14 protein-coding genes and 1 pseudogene are annotated in these 13,048 nt (G+C 49.3%); 5 read left to right on the plus strand and 10 right to left on the minus strand.

Annotated features, from left to right (window positions below; all coding sequences use genetic code 11):
- Positions 1-43 precede the first annotated feature (43 nt).
- Both BCM02_RS05005 and BCM02_RS36545 read right to left on the minus strand, forming a co-directional pair.
- Positions 44-841 carry a DUF2935 domain-containing protein gene (locus BCM02_RS05005; RefSeq protein ID WP_148927987.1) on the minus strand — a complete coding sequence of 266 codons (798 nt, stop codon included), beginning with the start codon at positions 839-841 and terminating at the stop codon, positions 44-46.
- Between the two features lie 30 nt (positions 842-871).
- Positions 872-1,108, minus strand: coding sequence for a helix-turn-helix domain-containing protein (locus BCM02_RS36545; RefSeq protein WP_148927988.1), 237 nt, complete (start codon positions 1,106-1,108; stop codon positions 872-874).
- Positions 1,109-1,416: 308 nt separating this feature from the next.
- On the opposite strand from BCM02_RS36545, the gene BCM02_RS05015 reads away from it, so the two are divergent.
- Entirely contained in the window at positions 1,417-1,890 is a 474-nt protein-coding gene (locus tag BCM02_RS05015; protein WP_148927989.1) for a hypothetical protein, read from the plus strand.
- Positions 1,887-2,408, plus strand: a complete 522-nt coding sequence (locus tag BCM02_RS05020) for a hypothetical protein (RefSeq protein WP_148927990.1) — start codon at positions 1,887-1,889, stop codon at positions 2,406-2,408. The genes BCM02_RS05015 and BCM02_RS05020 overlap by 4 nt, the downstream gene beginning before the upstream one ends.
- 82 nt (positions 2,409-2,490) lie before the next feature.
- On the opposite strand, the pseudogene BCM02_RS05025 reads toward BCM02_RS05020, so the two are convergent.
- Positions 2,491-2,772, minus strand: a pseudogene (locus BCM02_RS05025) (transposase domain-containing protein); the annotation flags it as partial.
- On the minus strand, positions 2,724-3,257 hold the full coding sequence (locus BCM02_RS05030; RefSeq protein ID WP_246183268.1) for a glycoside hydrolase family 2 TIM barrel-domain containing protein: 534 nt from the start codon (positions 3,255-3,257) through the stop codon (positions 2,724-2,726). The gene BCM02_RS05030 and the pseudogene BCM02_RS05025, both read right to left, overlap by 49 nt.
- A gap of 205 nt (positions 3,258-3,462) precedes the next feature.
- On the opposite strand from BCM02_RS05030, the gene BCM02_RS05035 reads away from it, so the two are divergent.
- Positions 3,463-4,749 carry an alpha-L-fucosidase gene (locus BCM02_RS05035; protein ID WP_246183227.1) on the plus strand — a complete coding sequence of 429 codons (1,287 nt, stop codon included), beginning with the start codon at positions 3,463-3,465 and terminating at the stop codon, positions 4,747-4,749.
- A 116-nt stretch (positions 4,750-4,865) separates the two neighbouring features.
- On the opposite strand, the gene BCM02_RS05040 is transcribed toward BCM02_RS05035, so the two are convergent.
- Both BCM02_RS05040 and BCM02_RS05045 read right to left on the minus strand, forming a co-directional pair.
- Complete coding sequence (locus BCM02_RS05040) at positions 4,866-6,395, minus strand: glycoside hydrolase family 2 protein (RefSeq protein WP_246183228.1); 1,530 nt, start codon at positions 6,393-6,395, stop codon at positions 4,866-4,868.
- A gap of 404 nt (positions 6,396-6,799) precedes the next feature.
- A complete protein-coding gene (locus BCM02_RS05045) occupies positions 6,800-7,624 on the minus strand; it encodes an AraC family transcriptional regulator (RefSeq protein WP_148927991.1) in 825 nt (274 codons plus the stop codon).
- 123 nt (positions 7,625-7,747) lie between these two features.
- On the opposite strand from BCM02_RS05045, the gene BCM02_RS05050 reads away from it, so the two are divergent.
- Both BCM02_RS05050 and BCM02_RS05055 read left to right on the plus strand, forming a co-directional pair.
- Positions 7,748-9,592 (plus strand): alpha-galactosidase, encoded by a 1,845-nt coding sequence (locus tag BCM02_RS05050; protein WP_246183229.1) that lies wholly within the window; start codon positions 7,748-7,750, stop codon positions 9,590-9,592.
- A 27-nt stretch (positions 9,593-9,619) separates the two neighbouring features.
- Positions 9,620-10,414, plus strand: a complete 795-nt coding sequence (locus BCM02_RS05055) for a rhodanese-like domain-containing protein (protein WP_148927992.1) — start codon at positions 9,620-9,622, stop codon at positions 10,412-10,414.
- A 178-nt stretch (positions 10,415-10,592) separates the two neighbouring features.
- On the opposite strand, the gene BCM02_RS05060 is transcribed toward BCM02_RS05055, so the two are convergent.
- From BCM02_RS05060 to BCM02_RS35855, 4 genes are all read right to left on the minus strand, one after another.
- The gene (locus tag BCM02_RS05060; RefSeq protein ID WP_148927993.1) at positions 10,593-11,744 is read right to left on the minus strand and encodes an AGE family epimerase/isomerase; all 1,152 of its coding nucleotides are present in this window, start codon (positions 11,742-11,744) and stop codon (positions 10,593-10,595) included.
- A gap of 111 nt (positions 11,745-11,855) precedes the next feature.
- Positions 11,856-12,368 carry a glycoside hydrolase family 95-like protein gene (locus BCM02_RS35850; RefSeq protein WP_246183230.1) on the minus strand — a complete coding sequence of 171 codons (513 nt, stop codon included), beginning with the start codon at positions 12,366-12,368 and terminating at the stop codon, positions 11,856-11,858.
- Between the two features lie 48 nt (positions 12,369-12,416).
- Positions 12,417-12,536, minus strand: a complete 120-nt coding sequence (locus BCM02_RS36550) for a hypothetical protein (protein WP_484217498.1) — start codon at positions 12,534-12,536, stop codon at positions 12,417-12,419.
- Positions 12,533-13,048 carry a hypothetical protein gene (locus BCM02_RS35855; RefSeq protein WP_246183231.1) on the minus strand — a complete coding sequence of 172 codons (516 nt, stop codon included), beginning with the start codon at positions 13,046-13,048 and terminating at the stop codon, positions 12,533-12,535. The genes BCM02_RS36550 and BCM02_RS35855 overlap by 4 nt, the downstream gene beginning before the upstream one ends.

Raw genomic sequence — 13,048 nt, forward strand, 5'->3', positions numbered from 1 at the left:
ATTCGGATCTTGTCCATTGTATCCCTCAATTACCCAGGGAGTATCAATTTTCGATTCTTGGCTTGGCCGGATTACAGCTTGGTGGGGGGAATGCTCCGCTTTGGGCGAGCTTAATTAAATAATAGCATTCCTCCCGAAACATATGGTCCGGTATAAGCGGATTGATACGGCTAAGAAGTTCGGCGCTCAGGTCGAGTTGTTCGACTTCTTGCAGGAATGCTTGAAATATATTCATTTCCATTTCAATATCTCGATGGAACTTTGAGATCGAAGGGTAACTTTTCTTCATCGTTCGCAAATAACCGGTCAATTCAATCGCCTTCAGATAGAACTGCTCGAAATGCTTTTCGAATTCCATGCTTTTTTGCATCAGTCTCTTCTCGACGGGATCGAGATCGATGGCGATCACAGCGGCATGACCCGCTGCATCCGGCAACCAAAGTAAATCATGGTGGAGAGGATGATAGATCGGGACATTGTTTCCTTTTAGCAGTTCTTGCAAAATCTTTGCATACTCATCCAGTTCGTTTACCATATGGTTTAGAAAGGTCGGAGACATTGCCAGCTGAACTTGATTGAGGAGTCTGTGGTCAAGGAGATCGAGCTTGAACTTTCGAAGATCCGTTACGGCTTCGTAAGCTTCAACACTAATGGCTTCGAGTGAATGACCTGTTCCGTTTTCACGAGCTTGGGCAAGTAGATCGTCGAACAGTATCTTGAAGGACTCTGCTTGTTCGATATCCCTTTTTTCATTGGATGATAAGGCCCCTAGAATAAATCTGGCATGATCACCAAGGATCTGGAGCCAGAATTGATGCTCGAACCAAGCTTGCTCAGACATCTTGCTCCCCCCCCTTGTTACCTGTGTAAATTATTTCAAAAACCATCCTTTTCTCATGATTACAGTATGAAAGCACTGTGACAGATATTCGTCTGCGTAAACGCTAAGAAGTCGCTTGAGTGATAGCAGCCAAACATCAGTGCCAATCGCGTTATTTTGTTCATCGTCAGGGTATATGCGATATTTGTACGCTTTATAGATTAACAAGCCACAAAGCCTCCTTTCTGGAAATTTCAAGCTAAGCAAAGTGGAGGATGAATCGTACATTTTTTGCCGCGAAGGTTTGCAGTAGCAAGCCCCGTCACCCCTAGTCTTCCTTCACGAGTATGGTACGGTTCACCGCGCTGTCTGTAACGGCAAGTTTTAATTTAATTAACACAACTTCTTTACTAGGCGACTCAGCGTTGTTTCTCCCGGACATGCCTGCAGTTCCGAGCGCGTTTGTTTGCTCGGTCCCCACCTACCTTTGTGGTCATGACGGTCAAAATCCGGTTATAAGCGGTTGTGGGGATCGGATAACCTTTCCGGGGGCGGGAAATAATAGTACCAATCTGTACGCAAAAGGTGGGAATCCGTTGGCTCTCCTGGTCTTCTGCAGTATATCGGTGCTGCTCATTCTTACTTTATCCGTAACGAAACGCCGGCTGCATCTCTTCGAAGGCATCATCGTATGGGTCCTTACCGTATTGCTTCAAAACAACTTCCATTGGTTGATCGGATTAAACTATAAGCTAGTCGAACTGTCGCTTGATTGGATAGACTATCTGGTTTACGATACGAATCGCAGCATAATAGTTCCGATCGGCATGATGCTGTTCCTGGAGCTTCACTCATCGCTGGACCGGAAGTGGAAGAAGCTTCTGAACGGGGCGATGTTCGCTGCGCTTTTTGTCGGACTCGAATACTTGGACGATGCGCTTGGCATCCTCAGCCACAGCCGAAATTGGAGGGTATGGTATTCCTTTGCCAATTGGAGCTTGAATCTACTGGTGTTGTGGTTGGCTTTTACAAAAATCCGGTCCATCGCCCGAAAGGAAGTGAGGATATGAGGTTACCCGTGCACTTTGACGGCAACGAGTGGTTTTCGACGCTTTCCTTGTTGGCTATGATGGCGATTATATGGATTCTGCCCCGTCGCTTTCCGACAATCGTCTCAATCGTGTTTCTGGTCATTGGAAGCGGAACCGCCCTGTTTGTTGACTTTCACTTCGGTCTCCCGCCAGTGGACATGTACGATGTCAACGATCTCTCGTATTATGAATGGTTTGATTTATTGAATTTCTTTCTGTACAGTCCGTTTGCCTATGTGTTTCTTTATCTATTTGATTGGTGGAAACCGAAGGGGATTCGAATCAGTTTGTACGTACTCGCTTGGTCTATTGTGGGACTTGCCTACGAATGGGTTTCCGTTACTTATTTCCATCTGTATAATTACCGGAAAGGGTGGCAATTCGGGTATTCCTTCGTGTTTTATTTCGCCTCCCAATCCTTTACCGTGTGGTTTTATTATCTGGTGAAGCAATGTTATAACCGCACGAAGAACAGGACAGGCCCGGAGTGGGCTTGAAGAGGGGATAGCAGCTTCTGGGTAAGCGTAAAATAGCCCACATCTAGTCAAAATCCAAGATGTGGGCTATTTTACGCTTAACTTAGCCTTTAAACACCCGGCAGGTCAGCGGGATCTTCGATGACCATGGCATTAGAGCATCCAACGCCTGCGGATCCTACGGATCGTCCCGCTGCGGGAGCTGTTCGAATAGATACTTCAAGTATTGAAACGGATTCAGGCCATTTTCTTTCGCGGTTTCGATCACGCTGTAAATCGTCGCGCTCGCCTTCGGTCCGCGAGGCGTGTTGGCAAACAACCAGTTCTTCCGCCCGATCACAAACGGCTTAATCGACCGTTCGCTTCGGTTATTGTCGATCTCCAGTGAAGGAAGCTTTGATCCGGCGGATAATGCGACATACGAACGGTATTCATATTCATCTCTTTCATTAATTCAATATCCGCGCGATCGATTGCAGGACTGATCGTTCGGCCGGAATCCGGATGGAAAGCATGACGGTTAGCACCCTTGAAAATAATCTTTTTGTCGTTAATGTAAATCCCATCGTTCGACCTTACTTCAATCGTTCTGAAGCCAAACCGTTCGGCAGTCTTATGCACGACCGTACCCGAATTTTCCAGTGTGACTTCCACTCTGTACAGGTTGGGTGTCTCAGCCGTCCACAAATTGGGGTTCAAAATTGTCGTATTCAACGTTGTTTTGGTTGCTCCCGCACTGATGGATGCCGTCATCGGCGAACCTACCGCAACGCCGTCCAACGTCTTGATTTGAGCCTTGATCGTATTGGCGGACGTGATGCCTTGCGTATGAACATCGACCTTAAAGCTGCCGTTGGCTTTCCCATCCACAGCGATTCTGTCAATGTACTGTTGAGGCCTCGCTTCCAAATAAACAGATCTGTAGATACCGCCGAACTGCCAATAATCAGCTTCCCGTTCCGCAGCATTGACGCTGGCGTTCGAAGAATATTTGGCAACCGATACCTCAAGCAAATTATTGCCTGTCAAGTTAACCTTGTCTGTGATATCATACTTGAATTTTGCCGATACTCCGTTGATCTTAACCGAGGTGCCCAAAGATATCGTTCAGCTGTGGAAAGCGGAACATTTCGATCCGGACTCACTGATGGACCTATACGTAGCTGCCGGCGCCAAGTATTTCGTCGCGCAGGCGATGCATCACGACAACTTCTTCAACTACGACTCGAAACTCCACCGTTTCAATTCAGTCAACATGGGACCGAAAAAAGATATCGTAGCGCTATGGAAAGCGGCCGCTTCCCGCCGGGGACTTCCTTTCGGTCTGAGCGAGCATCTGGGAGCGACGTTCAGCTGGTTTAAATTCAATAAAGGACTGGACAAGGAAGGTCCTTATGCTGGCGTCCCTTATGACGGCAATGACCCGGAGTACGAGGATTTATATTTGCCGAACCGCGAGCATTACGATCCGGACAATCTGTCGTCCGAGCCAAGGCCTTGGTATACGGATAACCCTTGGTGGCATCAGCGCTGGCTCGACGTGATGAAGGAAATCATCGATCTGTACCAGCCGGATCTGCTGTACTCCGACGGCGGGCTGCCGTTCGCAAGCGCATGGGATAGAACGAACGCCTCCTTGGATGACCCCCTCTTCACAGCCGGACTGCAAGCGGTCGCGCACCTGTACAATACCAACGCAGCTGCAAATGGAGGGGCGAGCCGCGCGCTATATAACCAGAAAGACCGCAGGCAGGACGTGTACCGCATCGGGATCCTGGACATTGAACGCAGTCAAGAGCATGACATCAAGCCTGACCCGTGGCAGACCGATACTTGTGTCGGGGATTGGTTCTACCATGTGAAATCCGAATACAAGAAACCGGGGCACGTCATCGAGATTCTGGTCGACATTATTGCCAAGAACGGTAACCTGCTCCTCAATATTCCGCAGAAACCGGACGGTACGATTGATGACGAATGCACGTATATCTTGCAAGAGATGGCCAAATGGATTCGGGTTTGCGAGGAAGGCGTATACGGCACTCGGCCGTTCCGCGTATCGGGTGAAGGCCTCTCCCGCGTCGTCATCGACCATTTTACGGAGGATCGGGTGGATTGGCACGCTGGCGACTTCCGTTTCACGCAAAAAGGGAATACGCTGTACGCCTTCCAGATGCGGTGGCCGGAGGATCATCGCGCCGTGATTCGTACGTTGACGCCAGCAGACCAAGTGAAGTCGGTCCGGCTGCTTGGCGTTGGTGAAGTTCCGTTCGAACAGTCGTACGGCGCTCTGATCGTATCGCTGCCGGACAGACGTCCTACGCCATACGTGAACTGCTTAGCGATCGAACTACATGCTTAATCCCAAGCCAAATAGCGCAGCCGGCTGACGTTACCCGCGCAGCCGGCTTCGTAGTTTACTATAAGAGGATGCATTCCGATTATGGTTAGGCAAATATTAAGCTACGAGATGAGAAATTACTCCTGTTCAGAGCGCAGTTGTCCTACAAAATACTTCTTTACAACAGCGTATGCCAACTTTGGTCTGCGGTACCGGTCGACGATTCCCTTGCTGTTCTGCGTTCCGGCGCGGGTCAGCAGCCATCCCGTCCCTTCCGTTACCTTGCAATCGCTAAATTGCCAGATCAGCATGCCGGACAAGAATGGGACGGACGTATAAGCTTCCAGATTGCGCTCGATGATTTCGGCATGGCGCTCCTCCGTTCCTTTCACCCGGCTCGGATCGCGATAGCCATAATAGCCGTCGGCCCCAAATTCGCTCATGATCATTGGCTTCCCCAGACCGCCGGCTTCGTCCGCCCACCGCCTCGCCTCTTTGACAAGCTCGAGCGGATCTTCATCTCCGTACCAGAGCGGATACAAGTTGAACGAGACAATATCCGCAAGGTCGAAGCAAAGCTCGCGTTCGCGGTGATGCGAAGCAAAGCTTAGCGGTCTTGACGAATCCATCGCCCGGATTTGCTCGAGCTGCGACCGATAGATCGCCCGGCCTTCCGGCGTATCGCTTGCGCATTCGTTCAGTATCGCCCAGATGATGATGCTCGGATGGTTGTAATGAGTCTCCACCATCTCCCGGTTGCAATCCTCGCATTGTTTGGCGAACAACGGATGCTTCATTTGCTCCAGACTAAGACCGCGCGCATGATTTTCTTCCCATACGAACAAGCCCCGCTCATCGCACAAATCAAGGAACCTTTCGTCGTTCGGATAGTGGCTGGTCCGGACGGAATTGGCGCCCATGTCCAGCATCAATTCGATGTCGTGCACCATAAGCGGGTAAGGAATGGCGGCTCCTGCCAGCGCATGATCCTCGTGCCGATTGAAGCCCTTCAGCACAATGTCCTCGCCGTTTACCTGGATGCGCCCGTTCTCCGTTGACACCGTTCGAAAGCCGACCCGCTCGATCAAATCGTCCACGGGAGCTTCCTGCCCCTCCATATACAAATTCGCTTTCAGCAGATAAAGCGTTGGATCACTTGCCGACCAAGGAGTAATGCCAGGAAACGGCTCCGTAATCGATAGCTCGACGGTTTCACCCGGCATCACGCTCGCCTCGCCTGCGGCAATGTCCCGGTCCGCCAGACTGAGCTGCAGCCGAGCGCGACGAGCCCGTCGCCCGATATTCCGTATATAGAGCCGAATCGTCCCCTGCCAGCCTTCAGCCGTACGTATCGGCGTAAACGCGATTCGTTCAATGAACAACTCTTGCAGCAGCTCAATGGCCGCAGGTCGGATTAAGCCCCCATAGGTATAATAATCGTTCGGAACATGAAGCGCGGACGATTCGCCGAACGAATTGTCCACGATCACGGCAACTTCATGCGTTCCCGGTTCGACATCCGGAATAACGAGAGCAAACGGCGTATACGCATTGTAATGGTGCCCTGCCGGTATACCGTCAAAAAAAACATCGGCTGTATGGCTCGCGCCTTTGAAAACAAGCCGAATTGCGCCTTTCCGCGTTATGTCTACCGTTCGCCGGTACACGGCTTTTCCCCGCTAGGTTGAAAACTGCGGATGCATCTCCCAACACCCGGGTACGGGCATTCGGTATTCGTAGCCGGACGGCAACCCGTCCTTTCCGTTAGTCGGTTGGAAATCCCAATCGCCTTCCAACTCTTGCACGTCGCGTATTTCATTCGTTCTAAATAGTCGCAGCAATGGTCTCCCCTCCAAACTCAAATAATTCGACGATTGCTCTTATATTCCATTACTTTCACATCAAATTATAGAACACGGTTTCATTGTGAACCTTGATTTTTAGGTCATGGAAATAGCATGATTTAGCCTTTAGGACTCACTCCTGTTGCCAACAACGATCGATTGCAAGCAAATCTAAACGGCCTGAGTCCGATAGATGACCGGATCAAGGCCGCCGAAATAACTTTAATTCATTCATAGTTATTTATGGACTGTTGAAAGAATTCTTGTTCTCTCCATCGTGTGGGAGCCATATGAAAATGTTTTTTAAACAGCTTCGAAAATTCCATCTGATTGACATATCCGACGCTATTGGCAACTTCTTTAATGGTCATACTGCTTTTTTTGAGTGTTTGCGAAGCCATCTCCATTTTAAGAGAAATGATAAACTGCTGCGTGCTTATGCCGCATATGCTTTTGAAGATACGAGCCAGATGACTGCGGTCTATGTTTAAAAAATGTGCAATTTCTGAAACGGATATCCTTTTGTGAACATTGCTTCTTATATAGTTTTTGGCATTCGAGACATAAGTTTCTGCTGTATTCTCATCTTTCTTTAATAATTTGCCCTTCGTAAGTGCCGTGATCAGTGACCAAAAATGGCTCATGATGGTTTCGAAGTCCGACCAGCCTAAATCTATGATTTGTTTAAGTGCGTTTCCAACACCATTATCATCATTTATAACGTGGTTTTCGTGCGAGAAGCCTGTCACAGCCATGAGCTTTTCCGAAAAGCTGCCGTCAAACTCAATCCAGCGATAGAGCCATGGCTCATTGTCATCCGCCTTATAATATGCCGTTTGTCTCGGATAGATCAGAAAAAACTGTCCAGCGTGTACGTTATAAGTTTTGTTATGTATATGCAATTCGCCTTGCCCGCTGTAAATGTAATGGATGACATAGAAGTTGCGCACTGCAGGTCCAAAAGAATATCCGTTTTCACACTGTTGTTCACCATATTGCATGGGATAAATATCAGATGAGATTAATGGGCTTTTTGCATAATAGAGTTTCATTGAATTCAGCTCCCGTAACGAATATATCACATTTCCCCATAATCACTCGATAAAAACACATTTATCAACTGGTTTATTTGTCCTATCATAACAATGAAAACGCTATTTTAAGGAGGATTTCTTATGGACAAGTTTATGAATATGAATTCAAAATCTACCTCCGTACCGGCTAGAACTACATCAAGGACTGCGCCTGACGAGATCACGGATCCTGACTATAGGTTTCCGGCGTTCACGAACGGCAAGGTGCTTCTGAATAAAAAGCAGGGATGCCTCCCTGCCATGGGCTGGAACAGTTGGAATGCATTTGGCAGCAAGAACAACGAGATACTCACAAAGGCAATGGCAGACGCCATGGTTGATTTGGGACTTGCGGATCTGGGATACAAGTATGTCGTGCTCGATGACGGCTGCTATAAGTCCGAACGCGTCAACGGATTGCTTTCCAACGAAACGATTAAATTTCCAAGCGGCTTCAAGGCATTATCCGATTACATCCACGGCAAGGGACTTAAATTCGGCATGTACAATGATATAGGCACCCATCTTTGCGCAGGCTCTGCGGTAGGTACTTGCGGCTTCGAGGATGTCGACACGAGGTCTTATATAGACTGGGGGGTTGACTTCATAAAGGTCGATAACTGCTACTACCTCTGGGACAATGCAACGTTCTCAGACTCAGCAAATGCAAAATATTCCTATGCCCCGAATATCAGAAGCATAACGGTTATCGGCGAAGAACTGAATGTTACTTTAAATGCGGTTAAGGACGGTGTGCTTCGAGGCCAGGGCGCATCCAAAAACCGTGGCGACTATGTGACGAATATCGGTACATTCGACGGAACAAACGTGGGGATAACGCCTGTTGGAGACCGCTGGGGCGAGCTAGAGTTTACCGTGAACGCACCCGCAAGCGGAAGTTACGCCATAACCGTAAATTTCGCAAGCGGCGAGGAGAATGGCACGGGACGCTGGCTGCAGCTTGCGGTAGGTACCGCAGAGAATGAAACTCGATATTTTGATAACATGCTCCCTCTTACCCTAAGTACAGCTGACTTTGCGGATTCGGAAGAAATAACGGTAACCTTGATTGAGGGCGAAAATATCATACGTCTTATGAACCACAGAAGGCAGGAAAATACCCTTAATTCCTATGCGGCTTTGCTCGAAGGCTTGAACAAGGCTGACCCTGCCCATGATATTGTTCTCTCAATCTGTGAATGGGGTAAAACACAGCCGCAAAACTGGGGATATAAGGTTGGAGACTCCTGGCGCATCCTTAATGATATCACCTTCCGTGTCGGCTCTGATGGCGATCCGGGCTCCGCCGAATGGAGTTCAAACCATACCGCAAGCATAACCTCGCAATATAGCAAGGCAGTTATAATGGACGAGTTCGCCGGAGTTGACAAGGGGTGGAACGATCCCGATATGCTTGTCATCGGCATGAACGGTATCACAACGACCATGAGTAAAACTCATATGACGATGTGGTGCATGATGAATGCTCCGATTATGCTTGGAATGGATTTAAGACGGGTTGCAAAGGGTGACGAGCTATGGATGATTATTGCGAACCAAGATGTAATCGCTTTGAATCAGGATCCCCTCGGTATCCAGGCCAAACGAATTTACTGCTCGATCGATAATGCCAACCCCGATACGGCCTATATCGCGAATACCAACCGTGTTGATATTCTCGTAAAGCCTCTTGCGAACGGAGATATTGCCATATCCTTTATAAATCTTGGCGACTCAAAAGATACGAAGGAGCATTCCGTTGATGTAAGCCGCATTATCGATTATCTGGGGCAGAAAATAATGGATGCTGAAAAATTCAAAAATGCTGCGAGCTATTGCCTTAAGGATTTATGGACAGGCGAGGTTACAACAAACACTTTAAGAACCTTCTCTGTTACGGGCATTGACGCCTATGACAATGTGACCATAAGAGTTACTCCTGTTTAACCCGAGAACTTCCCTAGGAGAATAAGAATGGAAACAGCCATAAACTTTGATGCGGAAGCCAATCTTCATCCTGAGAATCATGTTACGACTGAACAGTTTGTGACCATGGTCATTAGAAGCAGTAAAGGCCATATTGAGCCAACTCGTGTCAGTTGGTCATCGGGATATATGGACTACGCGCTGTATAAGGGAATAATTGAGGATTATGATCTAACGAACAGAAGTAAACCTATTGAGCGCCGTTCAGCTGCAAGAATCGTTCACGAGGCGCTGTTAACAGAGTTCGGAGAAAAAGATGAGTATGAATGGTCGGCGGCAGAAAATCTTAGGGACTTATATTCCTGCCGCACATGCGTTATGCATATCGCGCAGATGGTTGTGAAAGGCATAATGCCCGGTCGTGACCCTAATCTGTTCGACGCTGCGGGCAGCTTAACTCATGCGGAAGCCGCAGCGGTTGTCGTAAGAATGCTTGATCGGGAGCAGCGTATTCCTCCGACTGAGGGCAGAGGATTTCAGAGTAAACATCTGTCCCCCGATGAAGCATCGGAGCTGATGTTAAAGGATCCTGCTGCAATGCTTATCGATGTACGGACAAATGAGGATTATAAAAGAGGGCATATCAAGGAAAGTATTTGTATTCCGTTACATGACCTGTCCAATAACCCGTTCTCGGTATGTGTTAGAAAAGATACACCCTTAATCCTTTACTGTCGAAAGGGGTATACGAGTTCTGTAGCGGCACAGGCGCTGATCGATGCAGGCTATAGCAGCGTCTACACGATACCAGGTATAGAGCAATATCCGTATCGTTTACTATAGGAGACTGTGACGCCACACAATCCTCCTCCCCGCCCCCCACTGTGTGGCGTCAGAAATAATGAGATAAATGCGGCGGGAAACCTTGATTTATCAAGGGCTGGCATGGGCGAATTTGAAAGAAGCAGCGCCAAAGCAGCTGCTCCATTTTATCGTTTTTGTATTCATCCAAACCATGTTGCTACCACAGATATAAGTCATTGCCTTTCAGCTTGAAGACGGCTTCCATGAAGTAATAATCGCCATAGATGATCGGGTGATGGTGGGCCTTCGTATGATACGAGGCGGATCCGCGCTGAAGAATAGCGTCCGACGCATGGGACCAATCGCAGCGTTCATCGACGACTCGGAGCAATTTTATCGCCGCGTCCAGATAAAGCCGTTGCTCGTACTCACCGACGACCTTCGCAATCTCGATTAACCCGCATGCTGCAATCACGGCCGCCGTATCGTCTTCCAGCCTCGGCTCTGCCGGCTGTCTAAAATCGACCGGAATGACGCCGTGTTCCGCCATATTCGCCACAAAATAATGCGAGATGCGCTTGGCCGTCTGCAAGTATTCGTCCTTCCTCGTATGGATGAAGCTCATCATATACCCGTACAATCCCCAAGCCTGGCCTCTCGTCCACGAAGAGCCTTCCTCATACCCTTGACCGCCATGCGTACGAACAACGCCGCCATATTCGGGATCGAATTCCACAATATGATGGACCGATCCATCCGGTCTGACGAAGGCATCCATCGCCGTATCGGCATGCTTCATCGCGATCTGCTTGAAGCGGGCGTCCCCCGTTTCTTCCGATGCCCAGTAGAGAAGCGGGAGGTTGAGCATGCAATCGATGATCGCCCAGCCTCTTGTGTCGCCTTCCTCCAGATCGTTCCACGCCCGGATAAATCCGCCGGCCAGGTTGAATCGACCGGCAAGCAGGTTCGCGGCATGCAAGGCCCGCCTGCGTGATGCCGGGTTCTTCGTTACTCTGTAGTTCGCCACGCTGGTCGGCAGCCACATGAACCCGACATCATGATGCAGCCCATAGAATTCCTCGAAGCAGCGATCCAGCATCTCCTCCGAGATTGCGGCGATCGTTTTGTATTCCTCTCTTCCGGTCTCGTGATGCATCAGCCACATCATGCCGCCCCAGAAGCCATTGGTCCACCAGTTGATGCCATCTGCCACATCTCCAGACGGATTGTGAGCAGCGCGGTCATCATGCGTGCCGTCAACCGTTGTGTATGGGATTTTGTGCCGGGATTTCTCGCTGACCCAATCCATCTTCACTGTCAGTCGGTCGATGACGTCTCGAAGCCATTGTTGATCTTTCGTTTGCAGCATAGTCGAATTCCTTTCCTTCGCCTCGTCGATCGATGAGCTTCCTTCCTTTATTGCACCGTCTGTAATCGAGTCGCCTTGAAATAATATCCTCAACTGAATATCGGTCATTATCTATGACTCTCCGTTCAAATCAAATCCGACTGTAACATCCTCTTCGGATTCAAGCGTCATATGAACATGTTTGCCGAACCAATCCGCCAACGCTGGTGTTTCACAGCCGTTAACCGTCGCCTTGAACCAGGGAATGCCCGCTTTCAACTTTATTTTATTGGCATTGGAAATCGAATGCAGAGTCACCTTTATTCCCCTTTTAACCAGGTCCCATACCAATTGTTTGACTTCCACCCGAGTCCTTGCCATAAGTCCGTACACGGCCCCGGCTTTCCATTCGGGAGGCTGCGCCGGAAGAACTTCGATTTCACCGGTATTGGAAAATAGCAGCGCTTCGTTTATCGCTCCCATGGTTCCGAACAACGTATCCGTACAATAGCTGTCGCATCTTCGGTTGGTATCATGATCCGTCATTAAACTGGCGTAATAGCCCTGATCCGTCATCATCGGCAGAAGAGAATCGACGACCCCGCTGCCATTTTTCAACCGTGCATATACGAGCGCCTTATTCATCCAACCGTGCCCCGCCGTCGCATCGCCCGTATTGGATTTATTTCTGTTCTATATCGCGATATCCGCCGCTCTCGCGAGCTCCCTATCGTTCTGCGTTTCATAGGCAGGCCATGCCGGATAGAGTTGACTCAAATGGCGGTGGTGGTTGTTTTCGGTATATTCACTCATCGCCCACTCGCGCAGCGCGCCGTCCTTGTCGACCTTGTATTCCGGCAGCCGCTGCACGTCTTGCCTTTCTCATAGCGCGCATGGCCGTCTGCATCCGCGTAATATTCCGGCGTGCACAGTTGCTCCCAGAAATTGGCCTGCTTTGTAAGAAATGGCAGCAATATATCCTGCTCCAAATCCAATTCTCCCTTGCCGATCATGTGCGTGAATTCCTCATCCGTCAGTCCCCCGTCCCTCACGCCGAGAAGCGGCTTCAGGTCGTGGATCCTCATGCTGCCGGAGATCGGAATCCGACGATTGCCATAACACTGCCAATACTCGAAGATGGGAAGCAGACACCAGCTTGCGCCGGCGTTCCAATATTCGAACGGATAGTCATTGTCGTATTCCACGTGCATCCCGCGGTCACCGTCCGAATTGACCGATATCTGCAGCGCATCGTGCATCCCGTACGCCATTCGCGCATTGTATTCGAAGTCGGGCGCGTTCCTCAAGAAGAAGGCGATATACAC

The organism is Paenibacillus methanolicus (assembly GCF_008124765.1).
Classification (GTDB): domain Bacteria; phylum Bacillota; class Bacilli; order Paenibacillales; family Paenibacillaceae; genus Paenibacillus_Z; species Paenibacillus_Z methanolicus.

Excerpts from the sequence above, each read along its gene's own strand:
- BCM02_RS36550 (WP_484217498.1), bottom strand. The coding sequence starts at position 12,536 with ATGAGTGAATATACCGAAAACAACCACCACCGCCATTTGAGTCAACTC.
- BCM02_RS35850 (WP_246183230.1), bottom strand. The coding sequence starts at position 12,368 with ATGAATAAGGCGCTCGTATATGCACGGTTGAAAAATGGCAGCGGGGTC.
- BCM02_RS05005 (WP_148927987.1), bottom strand. The coding sequence starts at position 841 with ATGTCTGAGCAAGCTTGGTTCGAGCATCAATTCTGGCTCCAGATCCTT.
- BCM02_RS05020 (WP_148927990.1), top strand. The coding sequence starts at position 1,887 with ATGAGGTTACCCGTGCACTTTGACGGCAACGAGTGGTTTTCGACGCTT.
- BCM02_RS05055 (WP_148927992.1), top strand. The coding sequence starts at position 9,620 with ATGGAAACAGCCATAAACTTTGATGCGGAAGCCAATCTTCATCCTGAG.
- BCM02_RS05045 (WP_148927991.1), bottom strand. The coding sequence starts at position 7,624 with ATGAAACTCTATTATGCAAAAAGCCCATTAATCTCATCTGATATTTAT.
- BCM02_RS36545 (WP_148927988.1), bottom strand. The coding sequence starts at position 1,108 with ATGTACGATTCATCCTCCACTTTGCTTAGCTTGAAATTTCCAGAAAGG.
- BCM02_RS05060 (WP_148927993.1), bottom strand. The coding sequence starts at position 11,744 with ATGCTGCAAACGAAAGATCAACAATGGCTTCGAGACGTCATCGACCGA.
- BCM02_RS05050 (WP_246183229.1), top strand. The coding sequence starts at position 7,748 with ATGGACAAGTTTATGAATATGAATTCAAAATCTACCTCCGTACCGGCT.